Consider the following 23,090-nt stretch of genomic DNA (forward strand, 5'->3'; position numbering starts at 1 on the left):
GCTCACACTTCTTCTGGCAAGAGGTCGGTGGGAATGTTCTGATAACAAACCGGGCGCAGAAACCGCCGGATCGACAAAGTTCCGACCGAGGTTGCGCCAAAGTTGGTCGAAGCGGGGTAGGGGCCGCCGTGAACCATGCTGTCGCAGACCTCGACCCCGGTGGGAAAGCCATTGGCCAGCAACCGGCCCGCCTTGCGTTCCAGCACTGGCACCAATGTGCGGGCAACTGTGGAATCCCCGGCATCCATGTGCAGGGTGCAGGTCAACTGCCCTTCGATCTTGCCGGCAATGTCCAGCATCTGAGCGGTATCCCGGGCGCGAACGATGATACCCGCCGGGCCAAAGACTTCTTTGTGAAGGGTGTCGTCAGCCAGCCAGTCGTCACCTGAAACAACAAACAGATTAGGCGCGGCACAACGCGGCTCGCTGTCCTTGTTGACCAGTCGGGTGACACCGGTTTCGGCGGCGATCTGGGTCACGCCCTTGCGATACGCATCGGCGATATCGTTGGTCAGCATGGTCTGTTCCGCCGTCTCGGACAATGCGGTTTGCGCGGCGGCTTGCATCGCATCGGCATCCGGTCCGTCGATCACGACCGCAATGCCCGGGTTGGTGCAGAACTGCCCGGCCCCCATGGTCAGCGATCCTGCCCAACCGCCCCCGATATCCGCGCCGCGTGCGGCAGCAGCTTGGGGCAGCACAAACATCGGATTGACCGAGCCGAGCTCACCAAAGAACGGTATAGGTTCTTCGCGTTGTGCACACAGGTCAAACAAAGCCCGCCCGGCGCGTTGTGATCCGGTAAAACCCACCGCGCGGATCAAAGGGTGCTGGACCAGCGCGGTGCCAACCGCGATCCCGTCACTTTGGATCAGTGAGAACGTGCCCGCAGGGTTGCCCGTGGCTTTTATCGCTGCATCAATGGCTTGCGCGATGATCTCACCTGTACCGGGGTGCGCGGGATGACCTTTGACCACAACCGGACACCCCGCCGCCAGCGCGGCGGCCGTGTCGCCGCCCGCCACGGAAAAGGCCAGCGGAAAGTTAGACGCGCCGAACACCGCGACAGGCCCCAGGGGGCGTTGGATCATCCGCAATTCGGGGCGCGGCAAGGGCGCGCGGTCTGGCATCGCGGGGTCGTGGCGCAGATCCAGATGGCTTCCCTGTTCGATGTGATCCGCAAACAGGCGCAGCTGGCCGACGGTGCGGCCACGTTCACCTTGCAGGCGGGCTTCGGGCAGGCCGGTTTCCTGACAGCCGATTTTGGTAATGGCATCGCCGCGCGCGTCGATCTCATCTGCGATCCTGCGTAGCAGCGCGGCGCGCCCGGTGCTCGAGGACCAGCCAAAAGTTGTGAACGCCTCTTCGGCGGCCCGAACTGCCGCATCGACATGCGCGGGCGACCCGACGGCAAACGCGTGGGCAGGGCCATGCGCGGGGTCCGAGGTGAAACTGGCCTCGCCTTCTGTCCATTCACCAGCGATCAGGTGTTTTCCGGTCAGCATATTCAAATCTCTCTTAAATCAGGCCGCGTTTGGCAAGGTTTCGCATCAGATGAGATGCGCCAAACTGCCATTCAGGGCATTCGGTTGACAGGCGCACCCGATTGGTCAGCGCGCCCAGCTTGTCGTTTGAGATTTTCACGATATCGCCCAGCTTATGTGTGAACCCACCACCCGGCGCATCGCGATCCTGCGTCGGTGAAAAGAGGGTGCCCAGAAACAGCATGAACCCGTCCGGATACTGATGATGTCGCCCGATGGTTTGCGCCACCAGATCCACCGGGTCCCGGCTGATATGCGCCATCGAGGATTGACCGTTCAGAACAAAGCCATCCGGCCCGGTCACCGTCAGAGTCAATTCGGCGGCGCGCACATCGTCCAGCGTGAACCCGTCACCAAACAGCCGGATCATCGGCCCGATGGCGCAAGAGGCGTTGTTGTCCTTGGCCTTGCTCAGCAACAGGGCCGAGCGCCCCTCGACATCGCGCAGGTTGACGTCATTGCCCAGCGTCGCGCCCTTGATTTCGCCCTGCGACGTGACGGCCAGCACGACCTCGGGCTCGGGGTTGTTCCAGGTCGAAATCGGGTGAAGCCCGACATCGGCGCCAAAGCCGACCGACGACAGAACCTGAGCTTTGGAGAAGATTTCGGCGTCTGGTCCGATGCCAACCTCCAGATACGGGCTCCACAACCCCTCATGAACCAGCGCCTGTTTGATCTGTTCCGCCGCCGGTGACCCCGGAGTGATATTGGACAGGCTGTCACCGATCCGCGCGCCTAGGCGTGTTCGGATTGCATCGGCTTTGGTGGGGTCGCCTGCGGCTTGTTCTTCGATCACGCGCTCAACCATGGAACCGGCGAATGTGACGCCGCAGGCCTTGACCGCCTGCAGATCGCAGGGGGCCAGCCAATCATGGCCCGCATCCACCGGGCCCAATGGCTCGCCAACGGCGGTTTGTAGGTATTCGGAGGCGTCTTCACGCTCAAGCACGTCCCGGACGGTTGGTGCTGTTTTGGACGTTATATCAACAAGCTGGCCATCGCGCAGGGTCACAACCGCCGGTCCAATCCCGGCGCGTTCAACGCGCCCAAGCCAAAGCCCACCGGGGTCAAGTTCCGGAAACGTCATCTCAACCCCAAAGGTTATAGGCCCGGGTGGCGTTGCCCCCCAGAACCGCGCTGCGTTCGGTATCTGTCAAATCTTTCAGCAACGCATCAGTGGTGTCCAGCCAGCGGTCATAACTGCAAGCCAGCGTGCAGACCGGCCAGTCACTGCCCCAGATCAGGCGGGACGGGCCGAATGTATCCAACAGATGATCTACATAAGGGCGCAGGTCGGCGATCTGCCAATCGGGTGCGGCCTCGGTCACCAGCCCGGATATTTTGCACCAGGCATCTGTTTCCCGGGCCAGGGTGGTCATGTCCTCAGCCCAGCCCACCATCGTGCCGTCACGGATCATCGGTTTTGAGGCATGATCAATAACGACGCGCATCTGCGGCTGCCGCGCCAGCAGTTGACGTAAGGACGGTAAATGCCGGGGCAGGGTGAGTGCATCGAAAGTCAGGTCATGATGTTGCATTGCCTCAAACGCCGGGATCAGCGCTTTGTGTGTCATCCAATGGGTGTCGGCGATGTCCTGAATCATGGGGCGCAACCCAACCAAAGCCGGGTGGGCTGCCAGAGTGGCGATCTGCTGTGACGCATCAGCCGCTTCGAAATCGACCCAGCCAACGACGCCCTTGATGAACGATGTCTGATCGGCCAACGACAGCATGTATTCTGTTTCGGCAACCGTCGGTGCGGCCTGAACCAGAACCGTCCCTCCTATCCCTGCCGCCGTCAGCATGGGTGCCAGATCATCCGGAGCGAAATCGCGGTAAATCGGGGCCAGATCAGGGCTGAGCCAGCCGTAATCACCCCGCGCCAATGCCCAGAAATGCTGATGGGCGTCGATCCTCATCCAATAATGCCCTTGGTCAGGATGATGTTGCCATACAGTCTGTGCTCGCCCGTCTGAACGATGGCGAATGCGCTGGACGCCCGGTCGTAAAAGGCAAAACGTTCCAGTGATTGGACCTGCACCGGATTGTCCGCTGTGGCGTTGATGATGCGTTGAAAATCGGCGACGGCTTCGGGGGTGGCCTCTGGGTTTTCGACCACTTGCATGGTCAGCGCCGGGTCTGACACGAAGGCATCCAGCGGCATGACGGACAGAACCGCGCGCAAGATTTCACTGGCGGTTGACCCGTCAGCCCGAATGCAATCCGGCCCGATGCTGGAACCCGGAAAATTCGCATCCGCGATCACGATTTCATCGCCATGACCCATCGCCCGCAGTGCGTGCAGCAGATCGGGTGACAGGATCGGGTCGATGTTACGCAGCATTCTCGGTCTCCGCTGGCAGAGGGGCGTCGGGGCGGATCAGGCCCTCGCCACGAAGATCTGACCAAAGGCTGTCAGGAATGCCGTGATCCAAAAGTGTAACATTAGCCTGCACTTCGGCAGCATTGACCGCGCCGGGCACAACAGTTTTGACGCTGGGATGACCCAGAACGAATTGCAGCGCGGCGGCAATCAGCGGGACGTCATGCGCGGTACAAACGGCCTCGATCCTGCGGACCCGTTCCAAAATTTCATCGGGTGCATCGGCGTAATTGTACTTGGCCCCCGGTATCGCCCCTGTGGCCAGAATGCCCGAGTTGTACGGCCCGCCCAGAATGATCCCAACATCGCGTTTTTCACACAGCGGCAAGAAGCTGTCCAAGGCGTCCTGTTCAAGCAGCGTGTATCGCCCCGCCAGCAGGAACCCGTCGAAATCACCAAGCCCCAGCAGTTTTTCGCAAACCTGCCATTCATTGACGCCCGCGCCAATTGCGGCGATCTCACCCGCGTCGCGCAACTCGGACAAGGCGCGGTAACCACCTTGGTCGAACAGCTCCCGCACTTTGGCATCAGACATTTCCTGACTGCCTTGGCTGAAGACGCAGACATCGTGCACCAGCAGAATATCGGCATTGGTAACCCCGATCCGGTTTCGACTGGCCTCATACGATCGCATCACCCCATCATAGGTGTAATCGAACACAATGCGCTTTTGCGGAACGTCGACGAAGGCCTCAGGCGTGACTTGATGTGGGGCGCAATCCAGCAACAGGCGCCCAATCTTGGTGGACAGCTGTATATTCTCGCGACCAAAACCGGCGATGGCCTCACCGAAACGGTGCTCGGACCGGCCCAGCCCATATTGCGGGGCGGTGTCAAAAAACCGGATGCCCGCATCAAAAGCGGCCTGCAGCGCGGCCTGCGCGTCCTGATCCGAGACCTTGCGGTACAGGTTGCCCAAGGGCGCGCCACCAAAACCCATTCGGGTCAGGGGAACGGGCCGTCTTGTGCGATTGTTCAGAAACTCGGTGCGCAAAACGGTCATCCTACCTTTTGTGTCAGTTGGGGCGTGGTGTTGAAAAGATGTGGTTTCTCGTGTTCCAGAACCTCGATCCGGGGCATGAGTTGCCCCAGATGATAGCGCATGGCCGCTTGCGCGACCTGTTCATCCCTATCCTGTATGGCGGCATGGATGGCGCGGTGTTCTTCCAGTGTTTCGACAACGCGCCCGGGTGTCGGCAGCAGCAACATGCGTGCACGGCTGACTTGCAGGGAAACTGTTTGCGCCACGTCCGCAAGACGCTTGAAGCCGGTGAATTCCATTAGCAGAGCATGGAATTCCTCATCCGCCTGATAGAATCCGGCGATGTCTTCGTCTTCGATCAGCAGCTCTTGCAGGCGCATGTTCCGGCTTAGCTTTTTGCCCTGATCGTCTGTCAGGTCGCGTGCAACCTTGGCGACGGTCGCCAGTTCCAGCGCCTCGCGCAGAAATGCACCCTCGCGGATTTCAGACATCGAGAAATATGAGACGCGCGTGCCCGATTGCGGCACGACATCCACCAGACCTTCGGCGGCAAGCCTGGCAATCGCTTCGGTCACAGGTGCCCGCGATACGCCAAGCTGTTCGCAGATTGGTGCCTTTCGTAGGTTGGCACCCGGCAGGAAGTCAAACGACAGGATCGCCTGCTTGATCGCCAGATAAACCCGCTGCGCAAGTGAGCCGTCAGCCGAAGCAATATCGCCAAGAAGTTGCGCGTTGATGTCCTGAGGTTTCGTCATGGTATTTGACCTAGCATACTAACATGTTAGTTGACAAGATGAGGGTTGGAGTTTAGCAATCTGGTCACGCAAGCGGGGACACAATGCAAGCTGATCAGGAAAATAAGGCCCCCCAGACACCAGTTCGTGACACGGTCAGGCTGAATCCCGATGACAATGTCGTTATTGCCTTACGCGATTTGCAAGCAGGTGAGATGCCATTTGGTGTCCCGGTGCCGCTTGCAGGGTCTGTTTCGCGCAGTCACAAGATCGCGGTTTCAGATATCCCTAAGGGTGAAAATGTCATCCGATACGGTCAGATCATCGGGCAGGCCAAATCCGACATTGCGCCGGGGCAACATGTTCACGTCCACAACCTTGGAATGGGCGCGCATCAACAGGACTATGCCTACGCCAGCGCCAACACGCCTTTGCCAGCGATTGACGCCACACGTTTGTTTAACGGCTTTCACCGCGCTGACGGCAAAGTGGGAACGCGCAATTACATCGGCATCCTGACGACCGTGAACTGCTCTGGCTCGGTGGCGCGCTTTATTGCCGAAGCGGCCGTAAAGTCAGGCCTGTTGGACGCGTTTCCCAACGTCGATGGGGTGGTGCCGATCGTTCATGGCACTGGCTGCGGCATGTCTGGCAATGATGAAGGATATGCGACGCTGTTCCGCACCCTTTCCGGCTATGCGCAGCATCCGAATTTCGCGGGCATTTTGTTGATCGGGTTAGGTTGCGAAGTGATGCAGGTCGCCGATCTGGTCGGAGGCCGCCCGATCCGTCCGGACGGCGCGTTGCGCTATATGACCATCCAGAACGAAGGTGGGACGCGCCGCACCATCGAACGGGGCCTGGCCGAGCTTTGCGGGATCGCAGAACTGGCCAATCAGGCCCGGCGCACGCCTGCACCGGTCAGTGCGATCACCATTGGGATGCAATGCGGGGGGTCGGATGGCTATTCCGGGATCACTGCGAACCCTGCGCTGGGGTACGCCTCGGACTTGCTGGTACGGCACGGGGGCACCACGATCTTGTCGGAAACCTCAGAGGTTTATGGGGCCGAACATCTGCTGACCCGCCGCGCGGAAACTGTCGAAGTGGGCAAAAAGCTGATTGACCGCATTCATTGGTGGGAAAGCTACACCAAACGCAATGGCGGCGAGATGGACAACAACCCCAGTCCCGGCAACAAGCGCGGCGGCCTGACGACCATTCTGGAAAAGTCACTGGGCGCGACAGCCAAAGGCGGAACAGCCCCCCTGCGGGACGTATACGAATTTGGCGAAATCATTGACAAAAAGGGCTTTGTCTTCATGGACAGCCCGGGGTTTGATCCGTGTTCGGTCACAGGACAGGTGGCTTCGGGTGCGAACCTGATCGTGTTCACCACGGGGCGGGGGTCTGTCTCAGGCTATCAGCCGACACCCTGTATCAAGCTGGCAACAAACTCCGAAATGTATACGCGCATGGCGGACGATATGGATCTGAACTGCGGTGACATCGTCACCGACGGGGTCAGCATCGAGGCCAAGGGCCGGGAGCTGTTCGAAATCCTGATCCGCGTGGCCTCGGGCGAGAAAACCAAAAGCGAGGAACTTGGATTTGGAGGCGTCGAATTTGTTCCCTGGCAAATCGGCGCGGTGATGTAGGCCGCGCAAACCCAAGGGGGCAGGGGGCGAATGGGAGGTGAAATGGAAAAACTTGTCGACATGACGGGGATCGACAAACACTTTCCCGGGGTGCACGCGTTGAAATCCGTGCAGTTCAACCTGCTGCCGGGCGAGGTTCACGCGCTGATGGGCGAGAACGGAGCCGGAAAAAGCACGCTGATGAAAATCCTGTCGGGCATTTATCAGCGCGACGGCGGCACGCTTGAGGTGGACGGGCAGATTGTCAGCCCTACCACCCCGCGCGAGGCGCAGGATCTGGGGATCGGCATCATTCATCAGGAATTGAGCCTGATGAATGACCTGACTGTTGCACAGAACATCTTTATCGGGCGCGAGCCGCGCAAACGCTTTGGCAGGTTGGATGATGCGGCGCTGAATGCGCAAACGGCGGGGATCTTTGCGTCGATGAACCTGAACCTTGATCCCAGAACACAAGTAGGCAGCCTGACCATTGCCAAGCAACAAATGATCGAGATTGCCAAGGCGCTGTCCTACCGCTCGAAGATGCTGATCATGGATGAGCCGACCGCAGCGCTGAATGATGCCGAGATCGCCGAGCTGTTCGTGATCATCCGCCGCCTGCGCGCCGAAGGTGTGGGGATTGTTTATATCAGCCACAAGATGGACGAGCTGAAGCAGATCGCTGACCGCGTAACGGTGATGCGCGACGGGGAATACGTCGGCACGGTCAGCGCGGCAGATACGCCTGTCAGTAAGATCATCGCGATGATGGTGGGGCGCGAGGTCAACGAAGAACCGCTGGACCCGCCTGTTCTGGGCGATGCCGCGCTGTCACTGGAAGTTTCGGGGTTGAACCGGGGCAAGGACATCCGCGACGTCAGTTTTTCTGTTCGAAAGGGCGAGATTTTGGGATTCGCCGGTTTGATGGGCGCTGGTCGAACCGAAGTGGCCCGCGCCATCTTTGGTGCCGATCCCAAGGACAGCGGGGAAATCCGCGTACATGGCAAGCCGGTTTCGATCAGATCACCCAAGGACGCAGTGCGCGCCGGGATCGGCTATCTGTCCGAGGATCGCAAACATTTTGGTCTGGCGACCGGCATGAACGTGCGTGACAATATTGCGCTGGCGTCAATGGATAGGTTTGTCGGCATTGGCGGGGTGCTGCACGACGGCGAGATCAGCACCACCGCCAAAAGCTATATCCAGCAGTTGGGTATCCGGACGCCTTCGGACGCGCAAGAGGTCCGGCTTTTGTCAGGTGGCAACCAGCAAAAGGTCGTCATCGCCAAATGGTTGCTGCGCGATTGCGACATCCTGATCTTTGACGAACCCACCCGTGGCATCGACGTGGGCGCGAAATCCGAAATCTACAAGCTGCTCGAAGACCTTGCCGCACAGGGCAAGACAATCATCGTCATTTCATCAGAGTTGCCGGAAATCATGCGCCTCAGCCATCGTATCGCCGTGATGTGCGAGGGCCATCTGACCGGCATTCTGCCCGGCGGCAAAGGCACAACTCAGGAAGACATCATGCATCTGGCCACCCAACGCACGGCGGCGATGCAGGTTACAGGGACAGCACAATGACCACAGCGACGGATATCGATAAGAAAAAGCCGCCCGCAGGGTTTTCGGAACGCGGCGCGTATCAAAAGCTGCTGGCGTTTGCCAGCCTGATTGCCTTGTTGATCGGGTTCTCAATCGCGTCCCCGAACTTCATGCAGACCTCGAACATGATCGCCATCTTACAGGCGACATCGGTCAACGGTGTCCTGGCGGTGGCCGTGACATTGGTCATTATCACCGGTGGCATCGACCTGTCGGTTGGAACGCTGATGACGTTTTGCGCCGTCATCGCGGGCGTGGTGCTGACCTATATGGGGATGCCCATGTTGTTGGGGGTGGCAGCGGCGATTGCCGCCGGGGCCCTGTGCGGACTGTGTTCGGGAACATTTGTAGCCAAGATGAAGATTCCACCCTTCATCGCAACGCTGGGCATGATGTTGATCCTCAAGGGCCTGTCGCTGGTGATTTCGGGCACGCGCCCGATCTATTTCAACGATACGCCCGGTTTCGACCAGATCTCGCGCGGGTCACTGATCGGAGAGGTCTTTCCTGCGCTGCCAATCCCCAACGGCGTGCTGATCCTGTTTCTGGTAGCTATTGCAACATCATATATTCTGGGCCGCACTGTGCTGGGACGGTACACTTTCGCGCTGGGGTCGAACGAAGAGGCGGTGCGCCTGTCAGGGGTAAACACCGACCTGTGGAAAATGCGCATCTATGCGCTGGCGGGTGGCATTTGTGGCATCGGCGGCATCCTGATCGCATCCCGCCTGAACTCGGCACAGCCCGCTTTGGGGCTGGGCTACGAACTAGAAGCCATTGCTGCCGTCGTGATCGGGGGGACGTCCTTGTCCGGTGGGCGTGGCACGATCCTTGGAACCCTGATCGGTGCGCTGATCATGGCCGTTCTGACCAATGGTCTGCGCGTCCTGTCGGTGGCGCAGGAATGGCAGACCGTGGTGACCGGCGCAATCATCATCCTTGCCGTCTATGCCGATATGGCCCGGCGCAAAAAATCAAGTTGAACGACAAAACACCAAAGACAGAACGATCAACTGGAGGAGAGAGAAAATGTTAACACGTCGTTTCATTCTGGGGGCGCTGAGTGCGGCCACCCTTGCGGCCCCGGCCTCGATGGCTGTGGCCGAAGAGGTTTACATACCGCTGGTATCCAAGGGTTTTCAGCACCAGTTCTGGCAGGCTGTCAAAGCGGGCGCAGAACAGGCAGCGGATGACTATGGCGTCACTATCACCTTCGAAGGCCCCGATAATGAAACCATGGTAGATCGCCAGATCGACATGCTGGCTGCCGCGCTGGCCAACAATCCCAAGGCAATCGGCTTTGCCGCTTTGGACAGTCAGGCCGCCATTCCGCTGCTGAAACAAGCCAGCGAAAACGGCATTCCGATCATTGCCTTTGACAGCGGCGTGGACAGCGACATTCCGGTGTCGACCGCAACAACCGACAATCTGGCGGCAGCCGGGCTGGCCGCTGACAAGATGGCTGAAAAGATCGGCGGCAAAGGCAAGGTCGCGGTGGTCGCGCATGACCAGACCAGCCGCACAGGCATCGACCGCCGCGACGGGTTTGTGAACCGCATGGCCGAGAAATACCCCGACATTCAGGTCGTGACGGTCCAATACGGTCAGGGCGATCACCTGAAATCGACCGAGGTGACCAAGGCGATCCTGACCGCAAACCCTGATCTGGCGGGCATTTTCGGCACCAACGAGGGTTCGGCCATTGGCGTCGTAAACGGTGTGCAGGAACTGGGCACCGAAGGTCTGATAATCATCGGTTATGACAGCGGAAAGGCACAGAAGGATGCGATCAAAAGTGGCCTGATGGCGGGTGCAATTACCCAAAATCCGGTTGGCATTGGCTATGAGACGGTCAAAGCCGCTGTTGCCGCGATGAAAGGCGAAGAAGTTCCGGTGCTGATCGACACGGGTTTCTATTACTACGATGCCTCAAACATGGACGACCCAAAGATTTCGGCTGTTCTATACGATTAATCCGCCAGGCTACCTGCGGTTCCCCGGCCCGTCTTGAACAGGCGGGCCGGGTCTTTTCAGGTGTGAAGGGCTCTGCTGAACAGCACCAAATTGCCGGGCTATTCTCTTTTCGTGTTTGCACTGATTTTGTGTTAGTGTCTGTTTATCGTATTATTTCAGACATTAGTTAAAGGTGGTTTTATCCTTGACCGACAAACCAAACAGCGTTTTTAAGCTGCGCCCAATGGAAAAGGCGGACTTGGAAGTTGTCACACCCTGGTTTCAGGACATCGAAGACCTTGCCCGTTTTGACCGCACCTCGCGGGTTCCCCTGAACCTTGTGCAAACAGAAGAAAACTGGTCTGACGCATTCAGCGCGTCGGGCAGTGCCTGCAAGTGCTGGTTTGTTGTCGAATCCGACAGTGGACAAGTGCTGGGGTTGACCGGGCTCGAGGCGATTTCCTCGATCAATCGTGATGCAGTCGTTGCGATGTTCGTAGACAAATCAATCCGCAGGCTTGGCGTCGGCATTCGGGCGACCGCGTTGATGGTTGATTTTGCCTTTCGTCAGCTGGGTCTGAACCGGTTGACCTCTTATTACCGGGCCGACAATCACAACAGCCGCGATCTTGTCGCGAAATTGGGCTGTCAGATAGAAGGAACGATGCGCCAGGCCTGGTATTCTGACGGGCAATTTCAGGACATGGTTGTGGTAGGTGTTCTAAGGCAGGACTGGATGGTTCGACGGCTGGAACTGGCACAAGAGCTGGGCCGGGAAACGAAAGTCATTTTCGGGTCGAGCTCATGCGCAACCTGGTCCTGGCCACCGCAAATTGATGGGTGTGACTGAAAGCCAATCAATTGCTTCCGGATTGCGACAGCTTTTTTTGCTATAGATTAACCACCGGGTTCAGTAGCAACCCCTTATTCGAGTATCGCCTGTGAACAATACCAGTCTGAATCCTCCGATCACGCAAAAACTGGGAGCAGTCTTGTTCGCCGACGTCGTCGGTTATTCCCGATTGATGAGCGAGAACGAGCTAGACACATACAACACCTTAAAATCATTGATTTATCAGCTGGAATCGACTTGTGTAAACTTCCATGGCCGCGTGGTCGAAGTGCGTGGCGACGGAATTCTTGCCTTGTTCGAAACAGCCACCAGCGCAGTAGAATTCGGGGTGGAACTGCACCGGATTGCCAGCCAGCACAATCAGAACCAGGCGGGAAGTCAACGAATCAAGTTTCGGGCAGGTGTTCACCTTGGGGAAATCCTGATCGACGAGCGTGGAATTCACGGCGATAACGTCAATATCGCCGCGCGGCTTCAGGAAATCGCCGAACCCGAAAGGGTTTACGTCAGTGCGGCCGTTTATGATCAGGTCTGCAATCGCCTGCGGTATGGGTACGAGTTTCTGGGGCCTAAGCAGCTGAAGAACATTCTTTCACCTGTCTCGACCTATTGCGTGCGCAGCGAGGTTGCGGGTGCCACCATGGCTGGAACCATGCGGCCAGACATGCCTGGTGATCTGCTTGAACGACCGGACACGCCATCGGTTGCCGTTCTGCCTTTCAGTAGCAATGGCGGCGACGAGTCGGACAGTTGGATCGCCGAAGGTCTGACCGACGATATCATCATGAACCTGTCCAAGTTTCGGAACCTGTTCATCATCGCCCGGAATTCGTCCTTTTTCTTCAAGGCGCAATCCATGCCGCCGCAAGAGGCCGCCCGCAAGCTGAACGTCCGTTACGTCGCCCGTGGCAGCGTCCGCCGTTCGTCCAGCCGAATTCGCATCTCGGCTGAGCTGGTTGATGCCAGCACCGAACGCACGATCTGGGGGGAAAGGTTCGACCGCAAGATCGACGACATCTTTGACATTCTCGATGAGGTGACCGAATGCATCGTGGCGGCCACCGCTGTTATGATCGAGTCACATGAAAAACAACGCCTGATACAAGCGATTCCGACGGATCTTGAGGCCTATAGCTCGGTTCTGCAAGGTCAGCACCACATCTTGAAATACACGCGTAACGACAACAAAAAGGCACAGGTTTTTTACCAATCCGCGCTTGAAAGCGACGAAGGTTATGCCCGCGCAGCGGCGGCGTTGTCGCGGACGTTGAATATCGACTGGCGTTACTCCTGGACCGAAGACCCTACGACCGCGTTTGAACAAGCGTTGACCCTTGCGCAGCGCTCGATCGAGCTGGACCCGACTGACGCCCGAGGTTTCGGCGAGCTGGGCTATGTTCACCTTTACCGCAAAGAGCACGACGCGGCGATCGAATCCTACAAACGGGCGCTGGCGCTGAACCCCAATGACGCGGATATGCATTCGGATTTTGCAGATGCGCTGGCCCATTCCGGTGACAATGAAACCGCCATTACGCATCTTCAGCAGGCGATGCGCCTGAACCCCTATTTCCCGGATCAATACCTGTGGCATCTGGGTGGGGCGTATTACAACCTCAAGCGCTATGACGATGTCATCAGCGCCGTGAACAAGATGAACAACCCGACCGAAGGGCAACGGATGCTGGCCGCCAGCTATGCGCAGTTGGGTAACATGGATATGGCGCGCCTTATTGCGGATAAACACCGGGCAGCACATCCCAATTTCTCGCTGACCCGCTGGGCCAAAGTTCTTCCTGACCGATTAGAGGACGACACGCAGCATTTTGTCGAAGGTCTGAAAAAGGCTGGGTTCTGAAAAGAAAAAAGGGCGCGTATGAACGCGCCCTTTTTTGTTGGATCACTTGAGAATTCAGTCGCCGCCACGCGCTTTTGCGCCGCTGACCTTTGCGCCACTTACCTTGGCGCCGCTGACTTTGGCACCGCTCACCTTGGCGCCGCTGACCTTTGCACCTGAAACTTTGGCGCCACCGATAGCCGGGCTATCGAACCCGAAATAGATATCCAGCAGGACCTGTTCGAATTGGCCCGTCATGACGTCCATACGAATGGTGAAATCGGCCTTGTTGTAATCCCAAACACGAATGTCGTCAGCAAACTGAAAATCAGCAGAGGCGACCCCGGTCAGGTTGGGATTGTTTGGCGCACGCGCAGCAAGATTGCCCGGCGCATTGTCATCGTCGCCTTCTTGGTTGACGAAATCACCGTCGCCATGCACCAGAAAGATAACGGGCTCAGGCAGTTCATAGTACACGCCTTCATAGGAAAACCCGTAAATTCTGGCGAGACGCCCGCCGTCCAGGAACTGATCCCCAAGGAAATTGTTCACACCCTTTCCACGGCGGCGTTTTCCTTTGAATTTAAATTCCTGCGCTTCTGGGGACCCATCAACCTTGGCGACCTGTTTCCAGAAAGTACGCTTGTGTTTGGAACCTTTCTTAACGAAAACAAAATCGCCTTTTGGTTCGGTCCTACGGTCTGAAAGGACAAGATCGGTGCCGGTTTTTTTGATTTTGTAAACACCTGAAATTTCAGAATTGTTTACCTGCACCAGAACTTTGTCGCCAACTTCCACTGTCACGTCATCAATTTTATCATCCGTGATATCCGGCTTTGTCGTTATGCTGTCATCAATAATTGCGACACGCACACGCGTATCCTTTTTGAGCTTCAAGTCATCAACGGTTCGGCCAAACAACAACACTTCAGAAAAGCTCAGTAAAGACTCGGTCATAATTTACTCTCCCGATTACGGGATCGACGGCGTTCAAGACTGCGTCGCCCCCTCTTGGCGGTTCGAAAAGATACGAACCAAAATGTTCCACAATAATCACCCCACAACTCAATGCCATAAAATGGCTCAGAAAAAAAGAATTTTAGGCGTTAGCTCGGAACCTGCGTTCGGACGGAATTGGCATGGCTGTCGCCTTCGGGATCCGGCAATCTGGGTCCGGCGGTTGTCAGGCCGATATCGCGCATTCGGAAATTGCCTTCGATGATCCGGCGAAATGCCCCTCCGGTGATGTCCTGATCCACCGCCAGCAATGCCTTTTCCACCCCGAAATAGCTGAGCATATCCGCGTCCAGCCGTTCCCAGGTATCGGCCAGATAGGTGCCCAGAAAATCGCGCGCCTCAAGCAGGGCGATGCGGAACCCTTCGGGGTTTTTTGCATAGCGGGCGTCGAAGATATCCTGCATCACGGCAGAGTAATTCGGGGACCCTTCCATCTGGTCTGACAGGTCTTCGTCCTCGGGTGAAATCAGGCCGTGCATCAGCAACCGCTCGTGATAGATATCTACGAATACGTCGAACATTGCGCCGGTCAATGGCTCGGACAGGGCATGTTCACTGGACCATCCTGCGGCGAATTCGGACAGGGACCGGTTGTTGGCTGCTGTTCGGATTTGGGCATTTTCGGACAGTTCTGCAAACCGATTCAGGCGATTGAAGGTGTAAAGATTGCCCCGTGTGTTTTTCAACAACGTGTCGACAACCGACCCGAAGTGCAAAGATGCCAACAGGGCAACCAAATCGGCGGCGGATTCATGAAATCCGTAATATTCCCCCGATGCATCCCCGTCAGAGGGCATTCCGATCACGCTGTAAATGATGGCGTGGCCGATTTCATGTGCGACGACATCAAAATTCAGGCTGTAAGGGCGGTATTCGTCTCCATGTTCGTGCGTGCCGCCGGTTTCCAGAAACCCCCAGCCAATATGAGCGTTGTCCAAACTGGGCAGCAGCGACAATTCCAGACGGTCGAAGTCTCGGGCGAAATGCCAGGGGATTGGTCGGTCGAAATACCCTTGCCAGACGTCCATGGTGAAATGTGCAGACCCATATAGATGTGCCGCCTCAAACGCCGGATCAGATGGGTCGATATGGATGAAATTGCCGAATTCATCCGGCATGGCGGGCGGATGAATGTACCCGTCCCAAGGCGGTAAATACATGCCCGGCCCATTTGGCCCCGGCACGATTGCGCCATAGGGGGTCGTTTTGCCCACTGGGTTGACGGTGTACATGCGCGGCCCGGACGGTCCCGGTCCGATACTGCCTTGCGGTGCCGAAACCTCGACCAGTTCCAACTGCGCGTCAGGCTCCAGAAAAGGCGATTGCGGAAACAACAGAAACCGAGTGCCCGGTTCTTCGTCATTGGTATGTTCGGGTAAGTTCATAAAACACCCTTCCGTGTCGTGCGCGGATCAATCCAGTGATCCTTTAGTTGGACGTATCCTCCGGGCCGACACCCTGTTGGCAAAACAAAAATTCAGTTTCTATCAATTCATAAAGTGCATCGCGCCCGGCCAGGCCAAGCGATCCTGCGTATGATTCAAGATCATCTGGCACCTCTTGGTCAAGACGTGTTTCAAAAAACCACATCATCATGCGTAAACGATCCGCGCCGGCTTTACCGCCGGGGGTTACAATCGCCGCCTTGCTGGTCGCGCGATCCCGCAATTTGGCATATTGGCCTGTGCGGCGCAGATCTGACAATAGCATGGCATCCAGTTTCCCGGCGCGCGCGCTTACGGTGCCGTCGATCCGCGATGCATCGGCCAGCATCGCCTCATATCCTTCGACACTCAGGTCATTGGCGGTGAGCCATGCCATCAGATCAGCCTGCCGCGACAGGCCCGCATCGGCCCGGTGATCCGCCATTTGCTTGAGCAGGGTGTCGCGATCGGGTTCGCGGTTCTGTCGGGACGCGTCCTCTTTGGACAGCAATGCCAGAACTGCACGCTCGCGCATTCGGGCGTACAGTTTTGGGTTCAACCGGACCTCATCAATCACCGCGCTGTCGACCGAGGGCGCGTCACCGTCGACCCGTGCCCGCAGACCTTTCCAGACCAGGGTCCGTTCTGTTCGCGCGGGCTCGGTCAGGGGCAGGGGGGTGCCGTTCAGATGTTCGGACATGCGCATCAGCATGTCGCGTGCATCCTGCCCCTTGGCGTCGATACCCCCTTCAGGCAGCCATTCGGTGAATTCCGTAATTCCGGCAAGGTCTTTCACACGGCCCAAAATGTCCGGCCAGACACGTTGACGATAATGCATAGCCTTGGCGGCCCGCAGCACCTCTGCCGCAGTTTCCGGTGGCAGAATTCCGTCAGCCTGTGCCTGAGCGACAGTGGCGCGAACTGACACCATTGGTACGCTCAGCGGGGGAAACCCCAATTCGGCCGGGCCGTGCAGAACCGCCACCTCATCATCATCGTGCAGAACGCCCGAGTGATAATCTTCGAAAATGCGCCCAACACCGATCATCCCGAAATCGGCCAGTTCGGCCGCCCTCAATGCACCCATGCTGGCGCTGCCGAACACCGGGATACCTTGTTCAATCGCCCACAGGATTTCCTTGTGCCAGACCGAGGGGACACCTTCGAAAAACCCATCAATAATGCCAATGGCATCGGGCTTGTCCCGGGTCACGCGATAGACATCACCCTGCTGCACGGGCGGTAGGATCGTGGCGTCCAGGCATTCGGACACCGCGTCAGCCGTAAGGGTCGGCCCAACAAAAACCACTGCCGTCATGCAAACCCTTCCATAACACGTTGCGCCCGTGGCCCCGGTACATAGTCCGGATCGTCATGGGGGGCTTCCAGGCCGGGGATGACGGCCCTGACAACCGCAATATCAAACCCCGGGCGCGATAGATCGACAGTAACCACCTGCGACATCCCTGTCGCGGCCAGCCGATCCAGCAGCAATTCCAAATCCTCGTCAAACGATGAGGTCAGCGCAGACGGGCAATCCGCAAATTTCTGCCGGGGCGCGGCCCCGTCGATCAAATCACGGACGTATCTGGCCCGGTCTGTCTTGGCCTGATCGGTGAATTCAGACGGGTCCAGATCATCCCGCGCGCCCGAGATATAGGTCAACCGGGTCTGCGCCGCTTCGGTCACGGCACGAAGCAATGCGATGGCCCGATCCGGGTGACACCCATCACCGATCCCGATGTGGCCGGGTTGGGCGCCGCCTTCACAGATCACACAGCGAAAACTGGCGATGCCGATATCCGAGGTCGTGTTCCACAATCCCATCTCCAACCCGGCCTCAGTGATCATGGACATGGCCTGACGACAACGCTTGTCGTCAACGCTGTCCGGATCAAGCCGTGTGGCCGCTGGCTGATGGTGCCACAAGGTCGTGGCGTCGCGCTCAATCAACTCGCAGATTGCGTGGCAACTGGCCTCGGACTCATTGTTGCCCGAGGCCAATCCGTTCGTAGTTCGCGGAAAGGCGGCCTGACCGCCAACCGGCGCATGGGTATAATCGGTATCGACCATCTCAAGCGGGACCCAACACGTCCGAGCAGACCCCAGATCGCGCCCCTGAACCCACAGCAGATTGCCATGCGGATCAAAGCGCCCGCCGGTCACGCGCGGCAATCTGGTGGCGTCAACCACCCAGTCTTCGGCTGCCAATTCGATGTATCTGGCCAGACGTTGTGGCAATTGAATCCGTTCGGCGTGCCACGATTCAATTGCCTCCATCACGCCCGACGCCTGCGCCGCGCTGAGCGACAAACCTTTCCCAAGCGAAACCGCAACCGAGCGGGAATTCGGACGCGCGACCATGACTGTAGGCAGCCCGATCCGATCCAACCCCGTCAGGTTGGCTATTCGGGTAATACCCATTTCGTGGAGCAACGGTTTTACGATTTCCAGAGTCTGTTCAGGGTCACGCAGGCGGTGCGTATCCAGCACATATCGCTTCTGTGATGTTTTAGGCATTTGCTGACCTTGCCAGGAATATGTGCAATGACCACAATGCAAAAAACACGCCGGGCCAGTCTGTTAAATCTTAGGATGATGGAACAAATCCGTTGGGTCAACAGCGTCGGCAGGTCGGTTTTTGAGAGGTCGCTGGCGTAAACTCGGGTTACTCAAATATTTTTACATAACTAGTATTACGCGATTCAAGTATCGCTCACGGGCACATTCTAAACTGGAAAGCGACTTTTCCTCTATCCTACTGGAAAGTCAGGAGAACAGTTTATGGAACGAACCGAGTTAAATCTAGCCGAACGGCGCACAATCGAGGACCTGTTGCTTAGAAAGATCAAAGTGGCTGAGATCGCCCGACAGATACACCGTCATCGTGCGACCGTGTACCGTGAGATCAAACGCAACTTCTTCAAGGACGACGAGCTTCCTCAGCTGAATGGTTATTACGGAATGCTGGCGCAGAAGTCCGCAGCCGAACGACGTGCGCGGCGACGCAAACTCGTTCGAATTCCTGAACTGCGAGAGGCAGTGATTGATCGCCTCCAAGAAGGTTGGTCACCTGAGCAGATTGCCGRCCGCCTGAAACTTGAAGGGCATGCAGTCTCTGTCAGCCACGAAACGATTTATGCCTATGTCTACAGTGCGGATGGTCAATCCCAGGCTTTGGCCCGCTACCTTCCTGAACGGCGGAAGAAGAGAAAACCGCGCTATGCCCGAACCCCGCGCGGTATGATGTTCCCGCCGGCACGCTCGATCCACAACAGGCCTAGTTACATCAAATCCCGAGAGACATTTGGTGAATGGGAAGGCGAGCTGATGATCTTCCGGCGGGAGCACGGAAAGACAAACGTTGCATCTTTGGTCGAGCGCAAGACCCGTTTTGCAGTCTTGTTCCGCAACAATGATCGCAGCTCGAAACACTTCATGGCGAAACTCATGAATGTAATGGAACCCCTGCCCCAGATCGCGCGCCAGTCTATTACGTTTGATCGCGGAATTGAGTTCTCGGGTTGCTGCGAGACGCAGGCTGGCAGGTGAATGACAAACGTGTCGAGCGTTTGTGGAAACGTGAGGGGCTGAAAGTGCCTATGAAGCAACCCAGGAAGGGACGGCTCTGGCTGAACCATGGATCATGTGTCCGGCTGCGGCCTGAGTACCGCGATCACGTCTGGTCGTACGATTTTGTGCATCATCGAACAGACGATGGCCGAGCGTTCAGGACATTGAACATTCTGGACGAACACAGTCGGGAATGCCTGGCGATCCGGGTGAAGCGGAAGCTGAACTCAACCGAGGTCATAGATGCACTGGCGGACCTGTTCATCCTACGTGGCGTGCCAGCGTACATTCGGTCAGACAATGGCCCAGAGTTCATTGCTGAGGCCGTCAGGAATTGGATCAAAGCCGTTGGGGCCAAGACCGCCTACATCGAGCCTGGATCGCGCTGGGAGAACGGATACTGCGAAAGCTTCAACGGGCGAATGCGAGACGAGCTGCTGAACGGTGAAATCTTCTACTCACTGCGTGAGGCCCAAATAATCATCGAAAACTGGAGGAAACATTACAACAACAAACGACCCCACAGTGCTCTGGGCTACCGACCACCCGCGCCAGAGGCCATCGTCTCGATGGACCAAAGGCCAACCATGCACTAACTTTCAACTTGGACCACTCAAGTGGGGCTGCTCACCCCCAATCGCAACAATTCAAATGCTGGCCCGTTGATTTCATTGGCGTCCCAGTCTCAAAATCACGAGGGCTTCACAGTTAGAATGTCTCACCTCTGCAAAGCAGAAGTGTCACATTTCCCTGTTGAGCAGACAGGATTTAAATAGCGGCCACTCGGTTCGGATCAGCCTTGAACACGATTAGAATTTATCGTCTCCAAAACACTTAATCCGGGCTGGCCCAGGCCCGGATGTACGCCGCCGCTTGCTAAAAATTGCAAAATATGTCTTTCCTAACCATAGGGTATTTGATGTATTTTTTTGTTTTGAGGTGTTTTATGACCCGTCCATATGACAGCAGGAAACGTATTCTGGTTACCGGCGGTGCCGGATTTTTGGGCTCTCATCTCGTCGATCGCCTGCTCGAACAAAAGCACGAAGTCCTTTGCCTGGACAATTTGTTCACTGGAACCAAACGAAACATCGACCATCTGCACAACCACCCCCGGTTCGAGTTTCTGCGTCATGACGTGACATTCCCGCTCTATATTGAGGTGGATCAGATATTCAATCTGGCCTGCCCCGCCAGTCCGGTTCATTACCAGCACGACCCGGTGCAGACGACCAAGACCAGCGTGCACGGCGCGATCAACATGCTGGGTCTGGCAAAGCGTCTGCAATGCCCGATCCTGCAGGCCTCGACATCCGAGGTCTACGGCAACCCGAACGTGCATCCGCAGACCGAAGACTATTGGGGCAATGTCAATCCGATCGGGCCACGCTCGTGCTATGATGAGGGTAAACGTTGTGCCGAGACGCTGTTCTTCGACTATCACCGTCAGCACAATCTGGACATCAAGGTTGTGCGGATATTCAACACCTACGGGCCACGCATGCATCACGCCGATGGGCGGGTGGTTTCGAATTTCATCGTGCAGGCCCTGACCGGTCAAGACATCACCATATTTGGCGATGGCTCCCAGACACGTTCGTTCTGCTATGTCGAGGATCTGGTCGAGGGTATCCTGCGCATGATGGACAGTGGCCCGGATATGACAGGCCCGGTTAATCTGGGCAATCCCGGAGAGTTCACCATGCTGGAGTTGGCCGAAAAGGTGCTGCGCATGACGAAATCAAAGTCGAAGATCGTCTACCAGGCGCTACCTCAGGATGATCCGCTCCAGCGTCGCCCCGACATTTCCCTGGCGAGAGAAAAACTGGACTGGAAACCTACCGTCGCGCTGGACGACGGGCTGAAGATGACCATCGACTATTTTCGACATCTCGTAAAAGAGGTCGGTCTGGTCTGACAGCGTCCCCGGTCCAGAAGTATCGCATTGGCTGCCCAATCGGTGCTGGCCCTGCGGTGCATATGCTTGGGAAAATACGTTTCGTACAGAAAGCGTTTCGCCCGTGCTATCCTTTTATCGACCCACCCCAACGTAAGACTCAAAACCTGCTTTTTCGGCTGACTTTTTCGAGTAAATGTTTCTGAGATCGACCATACGAGCTGTTTTCATACCGCTGGCCAAGTCAGACAGGTTCAGAGCGCGAAACTCGTTCCATTCGGTCAGCAGCACCACGGCGTCGGCGTCTTTGGCTGCCGCATACGGATCTTCGGTCCATTCCACACCAGGCAGCAGTGCTTCGCCCTCGGATCTGCCCTGAGGGTCGACCACCCGTACCCTAGCCCCGCCACCGATCAGCGCCGGAACGATGGACAGCGACGGCGCATCCCGCATGTCGTCGGTGTTGGGCTTAAAAGTTACGCCCAGCACTGCCACAGTTTTGCCGTTGAAATGGTCATCGCAGGCTTCACATATTTTGTCGATCATCCGTTTTTTCACCCCGTCATTTACGCGAATTACGGTCTCGGTGATCTGCATAGGATGCGCATGTTCCTGCCCGATCCGCGCCAGCGCCGTGGTGTCTTTGGGAAAGCACGAGCCCCCGTAACCCGGACCGGCATGCAGGAACTTGTTGCCGATCCGGCCGTCCAGACCAATGCCGCGCGCCACTTCTTTGACGTCTCCGCCGACGCGTTCACACAGGCCGGCAATTTCGTTGATAAAGGTGATCTTGGTCGCCAAAAAGGCGTTGGCCGCGTATTTGATCATCTCGGCACTTTCCAGATCGGTGGTCAGGATCGGAAAATCCCGCAGGTAAAGCGGGCGGTAAACCTCGGCCATGACCTCGGCCGCGCGGTCGGTTTCGACACCGACCACAACCCGGTCAGGGCGCATGAAATCGTCGATCGCGGCACCTTCGCGCAGAAACTCCGGGTTCGAGGCCACGTCGAATTCGGCCTGCGGGTTGGCGGCGGCCACGACGTCGCGGACCTTGCGGTTGGTTCCAACCGGAACAGTGGATTTGGTCACCACCACGGTATATTCGTCGATGGCGCAGGCGATCTCTTCTGCGGCGGCCATGACATAGGACAGATCGGCGTGCCCGTCACCACGCCGGGTGGGTGTGCCAACAGCGATAAATACCGCATCTGCCGCAGCCACGGCAGATGCCAGATCAGTGGTGAAACTCAACCGTCCGGCAGCAACATTTCGGGCCATCAACGTATCGAGGCCCGGCTCATAAATGGGAACCCTACCCACCTGCAGCGTTTCGATTTTTTGCTCAGATTTGTCGACGCAAACGACGTCATGACCGAAATCCGAAAAACAAACCCCTGACACGAGGCCTACATAGCCTGTGCCGATCATCGCAATGCGCATTCTTAAATCCTTTTACTGGTACTTGGGGTAAGTACGCCCAACTTCGATAGTCCACATATGCGTTTCAACACCACCAGAAATTCAGCCAGGTGCCCATATTGCCCAGACTTTTAAAGGGCAATGTAAGCTTTGTGTAAAGCCCGGGGTAAGCTCAACCCCCTGAACTCTGGCAGAGTTTTTCTGTGTAGCCCTCGACCGATGCAGT

18 protein-coding genes and 2 pseudogenes are annotated in these 23,090 nt (G+C 57.2%); 9 read left to right on the forward strand and 11 right to left on the reverse strand.

Annotation, left to right across the window (positions count from 1 at the left end; translation table 11 throughout):
* Positions 1-2: 2 nt before the first annotated feature.
* From JT51_RS13155 to JT51_RS13180, 6 genes are read right to left on the reverse strand one after another with little or no spacing between them, the layout of a single operon-like run.
* Positions 3-1,505 (reverse strand): aldehyde dehydrogenase (NADP(+)), encoded by a 1,503-nt coding sequence (locus JT51_RS13155; RefSeq protein ID WP_037313306.1) that lies wholly within the window; start codon positions 1,503-1,505, stop codon positions 3-5.
* Between the two features lie 13 nt (positions 1,506-1,518).
* Entirely contained in the window at positions 1,519-2,631 is a 1,113-nt protein-coding gene (locus tag JT51_RS13160) for a fumarylacetoacetate hydrolase family protein (RefSeq protein ID WP_037313309.1), read from the reverse strand.
* Position 2,632: 1 nt separating this feature from the next.
* Positions 2,633-3,463: an amidohydrolase family protein gene (locus JT51_RS13165; protein ID WP_037313311.1), complete on the reverse strand. Its 831-nt coding sequence runs from the start codon at positions 3,461-3,463 to the stop codon at positions 2,633-2,635.
* Positions 3,460-3,888: an RbsD/FucU family protein gene (locus JT51_RS13170; protein WP_037313313.1), complete on the reverse strand. Its 429-nt coding sequence runs from the start codon at positions 3,886-3,888 to the stop codon at positions 3,460-3,462. The genes JT51_RS13165 and JT51_RS13170 overlap by 4 nt, the downstream gene beginning before the upstream one ends.
* Positions 3,878-4,930 (reverse strand): aldo/keto reductase, encoded by a 1,053-nt coding sequence (locus JT51_RS13175; protein ID WP_051927538.1) that lies wholly within the window; start codon positions 4,928-4,930, stop codon positions 3,878-3,880. The genes JT51_RS13170 and JT51_RS13175 overlap by 11 nt, the downstream gene beginning before the upstream one ends.
* Positions 4,927-5,664 carry a GntR family transcriptional regulator gene (locus tag JT51_RS13180; protein ID WP_051927539.1) on the reverse strand — a complete coding sequence of 246 codons (738 nt, stop codon included), beginning with the start codon at positions 5,662-5,664 and terminating at the stop codon, positions 4,927-4,929. The genes JT51_RS13175 and JT51_RS13180 overlap by 4 nt, the downstream gene beginning before the upstream one ends.
* An 83-nt stretch (positions 5,665-5,747) precedes the next feature.
* Between JT51_RS13180 and JT51_RS13185 the strand changes: the two genes are divergently transcribed.
* The 6 genes from JT51_RS13185 to JT51_RS13210 all read left to right on the forward strand — a co-directional run bounded on the left by JT51_RS13185 (position 5,748) and on the right by JT51_RS13210 (position 13,555).
* Complete coding sequence (locus tag JT51_RS13185; RefSeq protein WP_037313316.1) at positions 5,748-7,301, forward strand: UxaA family hydrolase; 1,554 nt, start codon at positions 5,748-5,750, stop codon at positions 7,299-7,301.
* Between the two features lie 42 nt (positions 7,302-7,343).
* Positions 7,344-8,870, forward strand: a complete 1,527-nt coding sequence (locus JT51_RS13190; RefSeq protein WP_037314244.1) for a sugar ABC transporter ATP-binding protein — start codon at positions 7,344-7,346, stop codon at positions 8,868-8,870.
* Positions 8,867-9,874 carry an ABC transporter permease gene (locus JT51_RS13195; protein WP_037313319.1) on the forward strand — a complete coding sequence of 336 codons (1,008 nt, stop codon included), beginning with the start codon at positions 8,867-8,869 and terminating at the stop codon, positions 9,872-9,874. Before JT51_RS13190 ends, JT51_RS13195 begins: the two co-directional genes overlap by 4 nt.
* Before the next feature lie 46 nt (positions 9,875-9,920).
* Entirely contained in the window at positions 9,921-10,865 is a 945-nt protein-coding gene (locus JT51_RS13200) for an ABC transporter substrate-binding protein (RefSeq protein ID WP_037313322.1), read from the forward strand.
* Positions 10,866-11,088: 223 nt separating this feature from the next.
* Entirely contained in the window at positions 11,089-11,694 is a 606-nt protein-coding gene (locus JT51_RS13205; RefSeq protein WP_051927540.1) for a GNAT family N-acetyltransferase, read from the forward strand.
* Positions 11,695-11,836: 142 nt separating this feature from the next.
* On the forward strand, positions 11,837-13,555 hold the full coding sequence (locus JT51_RS13210) for a tetratricopeptide repeat protein (protein WP_235216177.1): 1,719 nt from the start codon (positions 11,837-11,839) through the stop codon (positions 13,553-13,555).
* A 54-nt stretch (positions 13,556-13,609) separates the two neighbouring features.
* Here the strand turns inward: JT51_RS13210 and JT51_RS13215 are convergent, their stop codons facing one another.
* From JT51_RS13215 to JT51_RS13230, 4 genes are all read right to left on the reverse strand, one after another.
* Positions 13,610-14,491: a TrkA C-terminal domain-containing protein gene (locus JT51_RS13215; protein WP_037313332.1), complete on the reverse strand. Its 882-nt coding sequence runs from the start codon at positions 14,489-14,491 to the stop codon at positions 13,610-13,612.
* 149 nt (positions 14,492-14,640) lie between these two features.
* Positions 14,641-15,936 (reverse strand): hypothetical protein, encoded by a 1,296-nt coding sequence (locus JT51_RS13220; protein WP_051927541.1) that lies wholly within the window; start codon positions 15,934-15,936, stop codon positions 14,641-14,643.
* A 43-nt stretch (positions 15,937-15,979) separates the two neighbouring features.
* Positions 15,980-17,293 carry a TfuA-like protein gene (locus tag JT51_RS13225; RefSeq protein WP_037313335.1) on the reverse strand — a complete coding sequence of 438 codons (1,314 nt, stop codon included), beginning with the start codon at positions 17,291-17,293 and terminating at the stop codon, positions 15,980-15,982.
* Positions 17,290-18,495: a YcaO-like family protein gene (locus JT51_RS13230; protein ID WP_037313336.1), complete on the reverse strand. Its 1,206-nt coding sequence runs from the start codon at positions 18,493-18,495 to the stop codon at positions 17,290-17,292. Before JT51_RS13230 ends, JT51_RS13225 begins: the two co-directional genes overlap by 4 nt.
* A 264-nt stretch (positions 18,496-18,759) precedes the next feature.
* Between JT51_RS13230 and JT51_RS13235 the strand changes: the two are divergent.
* From JT51_RS13235 to JT51_RS13245, 3 genes and pseudogenes are all read left to right on the forward strand, one after another.
* A pseudogene (locus tag JT51_RS13235) lies at positions 18,760-19,494 on the forward strand (IS30 family transposase); the annotation flags it as partial.
* Positions 19,491-20,144 (forward strand): annotated as a pseudogene (locus tag JT51_RS13240) (IS3 family transposase); the annotation flags it as partial. The pseudogenes JT51_RS13235 and JT51_RS13240, both read left to right, overlap by 4 nt.
* A gap of 350 nt (positions 20,145-20,494) precedes the next feature.
* Positions 20,495-21,466: a UDP-glucuronic acid decarboxylase family protein gene (locus JT51_RS13245; RefSeq protein ID WP_037313342.1), complete on the forward strand. Its 972-nt coding sequence runs from the start codon at positions 20,495-20,497 to the stop codon at positions 21,464-21,466.
* A gap of 114 nt (positions 21,467-21,580) precedes the next feature.
* Here the strand turns inward: JT51_RS13245 and JT51_RS13250 are convergent, their stop codons facing one another.
* Positions 21,581-22,885, reverse strand: coding sequence for a UDP-glucose dehydrogenase family protein (locus JT51_RS13250; protein ID WP_037313344.1), 1,305 nt, complete (start codon positions 22,883-22,885; stop codon positions 21,581-21,583).
* Between the last annotated feature and the right edge of the window lie 205 nt (positions 22,886-23,090).

The organism is Ruegeria halocynthiae, assembly GCF_000743705.1.
In the GTDB taxonomy this organism is placed as follows: Bacteria; Pseudomonadota; Alphaproteobacteria; order Rhodobacterales; family Rhodobacteraceae; genus Ruegeria; species Ruegeria halocynthiae_B.